The 6082-nt window shown below is 42.9% G+C and carries 7 protein-coding genes and 1 rRNA gene (1 of these 8 only partly in view); 6 read left to right on the plus strand and 2 right to left on the minus strand.

The window, feature by feature from the left end; genetic code table 11:
* The first annotated feature begins 5 nt into the window (after nt 1–5).
* The 5 genes from KJ365_RS12025 (at nt 6) to aroE (ending at nt 3929) form a co-directional block, all read left to right on the plus strand.
* Complete coding sequence (locus tag KJ365_RS12025) at nt 6–578, plus strand: DNA topoisomerase family protein (protein ID WP_214451878.1); 573 nt, start codon at nt 6–8, stop codon at nt 576–578.
* A gap of 4 nt (nt 579–582) precedes the next feature.
* Nucleotides 583–1137, plus strand: a complete 555-nt coding sequence (gene tsaC, locus KJ365_RS12030) for an L-threonylcarbamoyladenylate synthase type 1 TsaC (RefSeq protein WP_214451879.1) — start codon at nt 583–585, stop codon at nt 1135–1137.
* On the plus strand, nt 1134–2069 hold the full coding sequence (gene hemF / locus KJ365_RS12035; RefSeq protein ID WP_214451880.1) for an oxygen-dependent coproporphyrinogen oxidase: 936 nt from the start codon (nt 1134–1136) through the stop codon (nt 2067–2069). Before tsaC ends, hemF begins: the two co-directional genes overlap by 4 nt.
* A gap of 216 nt (nt 2070–2285) precedes the next feature.
* Nucleotides 2286–2990: an OmpW family outer membrane protein gene (locus KJ365_RS12040; RefSeq protein WP_214451881.1), complete on the plus strand. Its 705-nt coding sequence runs from the start codon at nt 2286–2288 to the stop codon at nt 2988–2990.
* A 102-nt stretch (nt 2991–3092) separates the two neighbouring features.
* The gene (gene aroE / locus KJ365_RS12045; RefSeq protein WP_250884184.1) at nt 3093–3929 is read left to right on the plus strand and encodes a shikimate dehydrogenase; all 837 of its coding nucleotides are present in this window, start codon (nt 3093–3095) and stop codon (nt 3927–3929) included.
* Nucleotides 3930–3943: 14 nt separating this feature from the next.
* Here aroE and KJ365_RS12050 read toward each other — a convergent pair whose 3' ends face one another.
* Both KJ365_RS12050 and KJ365_RS12055 read right to left on the minus strand, forming a co-directional pair.
* A complete protein-coding gene (locus KJ365_RS12050; protein ID WP_214451882.1) occupies nt 3944–4489 on the minus strand; it encodes a gamma carbonic anhydrase family protein in 546 nt (181 codons plus the stop codon).
* A gap of 98 nt (nt 4490–4587) precedes the next feature.
* Nucleotides 4588–5208: a LysE family translocator gene (locus KJ365_RS12055; protein ID WP_214451883.1), complete on the minus strand. Its 621-nt coding sequence runs from the start codon at nt 5206–5208 to the stop codon at nt 4588–4590.
* 545 nt (nt 5209–5753) lie between these two features.
* On the opposite strand from KJ365_RS12055, the gene KJ365_RS12060 reads away from it, so the two are divergent.
* Nucleotides 5754–6082, plus strand: a 16S ribosomal RNA gene (locus tag KJ365_RS12060); it runs 1207 nt beyond the window's last position.

Genomic DNA, 6082 nt, shown 5'->3' on the forward strand with positions numbered 1-6082 from the left:
TTGCTATGACGAAAATTAATGCTGAACTGTTTGGCTCAGCCGAGGCTGTCCATCAGTTAGCTTACGGCAATTGCCCTAAATGCGAATCAACGCTCACTTTGAAACATGTAGGAAAATCTACGTTTCTTGGTTGTTCGGCTTACCCTAATTGCGATTACACGCAGTCATTTACCCATAACGATGTTGCGACCCTAAAACGCATTGATGACAGCCATTGCCCCGAATGTGATGGCACACTTGCGGTTAAAAAAGGGCGCTATGGGATGTTTATTGGTTGTACAAACTTTCCAAATTGTCACTTTATTTCGACTAATCATGGTGCAAGAAAAACGGCAGAATATACACCGGTCACATGTCCTAAATGTAAAGAAGGGACAATTGACAAAAAACAAAACCGTTTTGGGAAGTACTTCTACGCCTGCGATAATTACCCTCAATGCAAATACGTACTCAACGAAATGCCGGTTGAGCAGACGTGTGAACAATGTGGCTCGCCAATAATGCTTTTGCAAAACAAAGATAAACATACCCTTGTGTGTGCGCAAAGCAAATGCGCGCATCAGGTTCATAGAGATTAGAACAATGCAGTTTGACGCCAATACTTTTAAACGTGATTTCGATGCTGGAAGTGTGTTTGCTTATCCCACTGAAGCAGTATTTGGGTTAGGGTGTGACCCGCTAAATGAGCAAGCGGTCCATCGTATTTTAGAGCTAAAACAACGCCCAGTAGAAAAAGGCATGATTTTGATTGCCCAAAGTTATGCACAGATTGCACCTTATGTAGATGTCAGTGATTTAGATGACGTGACTCAAAAGGCCATTAAAGACAGTTGGCCCGGTCCATTTACATGGCTGTTGCCAAAATCATCAAAAACGCCCGCATTTATCAGCGGCGATTCAGACATGGTAGCGGTGAGAGTGACTTCTCATGCATTGGTCTGTGAAATGTGCCTAGCGGTAAATGGCCCAATGGTTTCTACAAGTGCTAACCCAGCCACACAAGAGCCTGCTAGAAGCGAAGCTGAGGTGTTGGACTATTTTGGCGCCGATGTCATATTAATTGAAGGTGCGCTAGGAAAACAAAAAACACCGAGCACAATTATTCACAGCAAAACAATGGAAACTATTCGTTCATGAATCAAAAAGCAGTCAGTACCATCGAGATTGAATCAGTAAAAGCATTTTTATTGTCACTTCAAGACAGTATTTGCGAAGCCTTAGAAAAGGCAGATGGTAAAGGGCACTTTATCGAAGATACTTGGGCGCGAGAGGAAGGCGGCGGGGGACGGTCTCGCGTGCTAAGCAACGGCGAGGTCATTGAACAAGGGGGCGTTAATTTCTCCCATGTATTTGGTACGCAAATGCCGCCGTCGGCAACCGCGGCTCGTCCAGAGCTAGCAGGACGAAATTTTCAGGCAATGGGAGTCTCGCTGGTCATCCATCCTCACTCCCCTTTGATACCTACGTCACATGCAAATGTACGTTTTTTTATTGCCGAAAAAGAAGGTGAGGATCCCATTTGGTGGTTTGGTGGCGGCTTTGATCTTACGCCATCATATGTATTTGAAGAGGATGCGATACATTGGCATCAAGTTGCCCACGACCTTTGCGAACCTTTTGGTGATGATGTGTATGCAAAGTATAAAAAATGGTGCGATGACTATTTTTACCTAAAACATCGCAATGAGACGCGCGGGATTGGCGGTCTCTTTTTTGATGACTTAAACCAATGGGGGTTTGAGCAATCCTTCGCATTTATGCAGGCAGTAGGGATGGGTTATATTGATGCTTACCTGCCTATTGTTGAAAAGCGCAAACACCAAAGTTACGAACAACGCCATAGAGACTTTCAGCTTTATCGTCGTGGACGTTACGTTGAGTTCAACTTGGTTTACGACCGTGGAACGCTCTTTGGCCTACAAACAGGAGGGCGAACCGAGTCAATTTTGATGTCGATGCCGCCCTTGGTGCGCTGGGAATATAATTATCAACCCATTGAAGGAAGCGAGGAGGCAGAGCTACAACAGTATTTACGTGCAACAAATTGGCTGTCGCTGTCGGGATGTTAATGCTTTGTAAGGGCCTTGGGCGCTCATTTTATTCGAATAAATCACCACAGTTTCACTATATGCTCGAAATAAGTTGATTTAGATCAACGAAATAAACGTCGGAAATCAGGCATTTATCGAACCTTAATCTAGATCAATATTTCGTGTGCCGCGTACTTTATGATCGTGAACAAAGTTTTTAACAACTATTTCTAACAACTATATAGTGAGCACAACATGAAAAAAACATTCTTATCTACAGCCATTGTTTCAGTCCTAGCACTTTCAAGCGCTAGTGTTTTAGCGCACGAAGCGGGTGATATCTTACTAAGAGTCGGTTTAACTACTGTAGCACCTGATGCTAGTAGCTCTCCTATCCTTGCTGGTGGCGCAGACTTAGGTCAGTCCCTCGGCTTAGGTTCGCTACTAGTCGATGTGGATAACAACACGCAGCTAGGTTTAAACTTCGCTTATTTTTTAACAGACAATATAAATGTTGAAGTGCTTGCAGCTACACCTTTTAAGCATGACATCGAGTTTTTAGGCACTAAGCTTGGTGAAACTAAGCATTTACCACCTACTGTGACAGTAAACTATTTCTTTGCTGATCCTTCTGCTAAATTTCAGCCCTATGTAGGTGCGGGTCTTAATTATACAATCTTCTTCTCAGAAGACTTTGACCAAGGAGCTGTGGAAACTGTGCAGACAGTTACCGAAGGCGCAGTCATTTCTAACCTAGATTTGGACGCATCTTTTGGTCTTTCACTTCAAGCGGGCGCTGATTATGAAGTATCTGACGGCATCTATATTAATGCTTCAATTCGCTATATCGATATTGATACTGAAGCTTCTTTCGATATCAATGGTGCTGCTGGCGGTTCAATTAGCACTGTAGAAATTGACCCATGGGTATACACCCTTTCAGTAGGTTACAAGTTCTAAATATTATTATACCGAATGTATTAGCCCTGCATGTTAATGCAGGGCTTTTTTATACGTGTAAACAAGGTATTATAAGTGTATGTTCTTTCATGAGCCATTCATTTGAAGCAGCCTTCATATCTAGCATGTGTTTTCGGTAACCCAATTGCACAGAGCAAATCCCCTATCATCCATGGGCTTTTCGCCAAGCAGTTTAATATTGACTTGGAATATCAAAAAATCCTAGCAGGCGCGGATGACTTTGACGCCGCTGCAGATACTTTTTTTAGTAATGCAGCTACTATAGGCGCGAATGTGACGATGCCATTTAAGCACGATGCTTTGGCATGGGTAGATGACCTATCTGTGCAAGCGAAAAGAGCCGGTGCCGTGAACACCATCATCAGAACGCCAACAGGTTTTATTGGAGATAATAGCGACGGTGTTGGGCTTGTGAATGATTTAGTAAGCCATAATGTTGTTTTGCAAGGTGCACATGTATTGCTCATAGGCGCTGGAGGTGCAGCAAAGGGTGCTTTGCCAGCACTCATTGATGCAGGGATCGCGCACGTATATTTATATAATCGCAGCGCAGTGAAAGCAAAGCAGCTTGCAGACCACGTGAACGCCTACTCTGAGGCAATGGTATCTATTTACGAAACATCAAACCAAACATTTGATGTGGTGATCAACGCAACATCACTCAGTTTAGATAATGCCTTGCCCGATTTGCCTGATACTATCTTTAGCAACAAGCCCGCTGTTTACGACATGGTGTATCAAGGTCAGCAAGAGATGCATAACACCGCGTTTTTGAAGCACGCAAAACAATTAGGATGTGATATTGTTATTGACGGATTGGGAATGCTCGTTGAGCAAGCCGCGTACAGCTTTTACCTATGGTTTGATAAACGCCCTAATTCCCAAGAAGTGCTCCACTATCTGCGGGAATCAGGTTAAGGGGTAAAGTTCAGTTAATTAGCAGAACGAGATTCTTCAAGATAATCGTTTTTCAATGCAACATAGTTAATAGCCGACTGTTTTAAAAAGGCGATTTCAGCGTCTTTCAGTGGCCGCTTCTTAATTGCAGGGTTACCTACATATAAAAAACCACTTTCTAATACCTTGTTTGGTGCCACCAATGCGCCCGCACCAATAAACACATCATCTTCTACAATTGCGCCATCCATAATAATTGCACCCATACCCACCAATATACGATTTCCTAGCCTACAGCCGTGCAACATACATTTATGTCCTACCGTAACATCGTCACCAATTATGAGCGGAAAGCCTTGAGGGTTCGCTTGGTTTTTACGCGTTACGTGCAATACCGTGGCGTCTTGGATATTAGTGCGCTTACCAATTTTGATAAAATTAACATCGCCCCGCGCTGCGACTAGCGGCCATATACTTGCATCTTCTGCCAAGATGACATCGCCCGCCAACACCGCTGATTCATCTATATATACCGTTTTATCAAATTTGGGAGTAATACCCTTAAATGGTCTCATTGCCATAGGAACCCTTTTACTGAGCAAACAAAGTCGAAGTAGAATACTAAGCTTGGTGAGATAAATAAACTAAAAGAGGCGATGTCAGTGGACGCCTCGTTCGTCTATAAAAACGCTAACCATAATCCAACCCCAATTAATAATATGCCACCTATTTTATTAATGTACTGGGCTTTGTCATTGCTATTTAGCAGTTTGCGTAAGCCGCGCCCACCGCTAGCATATAAAAACATGCAGAGTAATTCACTGACCAAAATAATCATCAAGAAAACGCTCAACTGCAAGGCTAGGGGTTTTTCCAAATCAAAAAACGGTGGTAATAGAGATACCGTGAAAGCCCATCCCTTGGGATTAAGAACTGCCGTCAACAAACCTTTGTTAATTAATGACAGTGACGTTGATGTGGACCGTTTTGTAATGTGAATACTTTCAATTTCTACCTTTGTCCGCCACGTGCGTGCGCCTACAAAGATGATATAGGCTCCGCTAATTACCTTGGCGACCTCGAATACTGCTGGATATTTTAAAATAACACTGGCGACCCCCAAAACAGCACAAACCACTACAATAGCAACGCCGATTAATTCGCCTAACATCATCCAAAGCGTTTTCTTAAGACCAATAGTCATTCCTAAAGACATTGCTAAGCTCATGCAAAGGCCTGGAGATATGGATACTAAAAACCATGTTGGAATAAAAATCAGTAAAATAGAGAAATCTGGCATAAGTGGTGTTTTCAGTGCAAAGGCAGTAAATCTTATTATCAGAATAAGCAACGTTAGTTTTAATGTGCGCTAGGGTAACATCGCATACACATTTTATCTCGGCATTATGTATCTAAATTGTTAACTAATGAGCAGAAATAACGCAGTTCGTTTTATTTGTGTACAAACAGCCACGAAATCCAATATATTTTAGATTCTCTGCTTGACCTCATGAATTTACTATGTAGAATGCGCGCTCGCTTCAACAGCAAGCTGTAACGCCATGTAAAGACGATGTTTTTATAGTGGTTAGCGCAGCTTAAATCAGAAGCCAGTTTCAACGAAATATATTTAAATAAACCTAGATAAATTTCTTGACACTCAATGCCATTTAAGTAGAATGCGCATCCCGCTTGAGAGACACTCGATGTCCCCAAGTGGCAACGAACGAAAGTTAGGTTGCACTGCTCTTTAACAATTTATAACAAGACAATCTGTGTGGGCACTCGTTAAGAGTGTCTACCGACAATTTATTTGGTTCTTTTTAATAAGAACATTTCGATATTTAATTGAAGAGTTTGATCATGGCTCAGATTGAACGCTGGCGGCAGGCCTAACACATGCAAGTCGAACGGAAACATGTCTAGCTTGCTAGATGATGTCGAGTGGCGGACGGGTGAGTAATGCCTGGGAATTTGCCTTTGCGAGGGGGATAACCATTGGAAACGATGGCTAATACCGCATAATACCTACGGGTCAAAGGGGGGACTAGTTCCTCCCGCGTGAAGAGGAGCCCAGGTGAGATTAGCTAGTTGGTGAGGTAAAGGCTCACCAAGGCGACGATCTCTAGCTGTTCTGAGAGGAAGATCAGCCACACTGGAACTGAGACACGGTC

This window comes from Glaciecola sp. XM2 (assembly GCF_018595715.1).
Classification (GTDB): domain Bacteria; phylum Pseudomonadota; class Gammaproteobacteria; order Enterobacterales; family Alteromonadaceae; genus Glaciecola.